This is a genomic window from Parasphingomonas frigoris, from assembly GCF_036663815.1.
Classification (GTDB): Bacteria; Pseudomonadota; Alphaproteobacteria; order Sphingomonadales; family Sphingomonadaceae; genus Sphingomonas.
Window position 1 is genome coordinate 1 of record NZ_JAXOJQ010000082.1, and the last position, 1,106, is coordinate 1,106.

A 1,106-nucleotide genomic window follows, 5' to 3' on the forward strand; every position below is an offset into this window, starting at 1 on the left:
CAGGGACATTCGGACCGTGCGCCAAGATCGTTACCGAACAACGCCCGTCGTTCTCACCAGGCTTCGACGCGGAGCTGACCGCAAACGCCGGGAATGTCGCAACCGCCGTTGATCGGTTGTTGCCAGCGTATGCGGCAGGGTTGCGAGATGGCATGAAGATACTCGCGCGAACGGAAGGCGAGCCGGACAACGCACTATTGCCTTATGCATTGTTAGTCGAAGACAATGGCAAACACCGTACGATCCGGTATCTCCCGCAGGGACACAAGCAAGTTACGGTTCAGCAGATTCATATAAAAAACGCCCAAACTCCCGACTGTCGACGTACGCTAGGGGGTTTGTAAACTTCTAGCGAACGCTACCTTAACGAGTAGAGGTTGAGATATGACTGTAACCCTGATGGTCGCCTTTTTTGCCGCATCGCCCAGTTCGACTATTGTCACTCCAACTCTAGTTAATTTTGATCTTGCGAAAGTTCGGCCGCGTGAACCTACCTGCATAGACAGAGGTCAATCTGACGAGATTATTGTATGCGCTCCTAAAGGCATGGACATTTGGATATCTGATACGGGCAGATTTGCCGCGCGTCCGATACGCGCCGAGTTCACCGGTCCGCTGAATGCAGAATCGACTGTACATGTCATCCAGCACGGCAGTCCTATTGGCGTAGCGCCTGCCGCAGCCGTCACTTTAAAATGGCATTTTTGAACCAGCCTTGGAAAGATCGAAACTTAAGCCAGATATTCTCTGAATTCGATCAATTCCGGAATGCCATCCGGCCACCTTCGCCCACCCCCAGCGGTTGGTGCGTGTGGAAGATAATACCGATAGCAGCGATGCGTCGATATTGACGCCCTCGATCTTTCGGCCAAAATCGCTCAGTGAAAATGCTTATCCAATTTTGGGTTACCGTTTTGGCGGTGATCGGCGGTGCTGCACCAACGTGCGCAGCGGATGTTGCCGGTATATGGGCGCTCCGCGCGCAGGGCTCGACGCTAATGCTTCTTGAAGTGTCGCGCAGTCGCAAGGGTTGGACCGGATCGTGGACGCAGCCAAGCAGCTACGACACCAACGGTGAATATTTCAACGACATCAAAGCTGACACT

General features: G+C 53.3%; 3 protein-coding genes. All 3 read left to right on the forward strand.

Annotated elements, in window-relative coordinates:
- Nucleotides 1–344 (forward strand): hypothetical protein (locus tag U1872_RS22610; protein WP_443025445.1); only part of this gene is annotated, 344 nt, incomplete at its 5' end.
- 40 nt (nt 345–384) lie between these two features.
- Nucleotides 385–708: a hypothetical protein gene (locus U1872_RS22615; RefSeq protein ID WP_332744529.1), complete on the forward strand. Its 324-nt coding sequence runs from the start codon at nt 385–387 to the stop codon at nt 706–708.
- Nucleotides 709–881: 173 nt separating this feature from the next.
- Nucleotides 882–1,106, forward strand: a 225-nt coding sequence (locus U1872_RS22620; RefSeq protein ID WP_332795092.1) for a hypothetical protein, incomplete at its 3' end; no start/stop codon positions are given.

Excerpts from the sequence above, each read along its gene's own strand:
- U1872_RS22615 (WP_332744529.1), top strand. The coding sequence starts at position 385 with ATGACTGTAACCCTGATGGTCGCCTTTTTTGCCGCATCGCCCAGTTCG.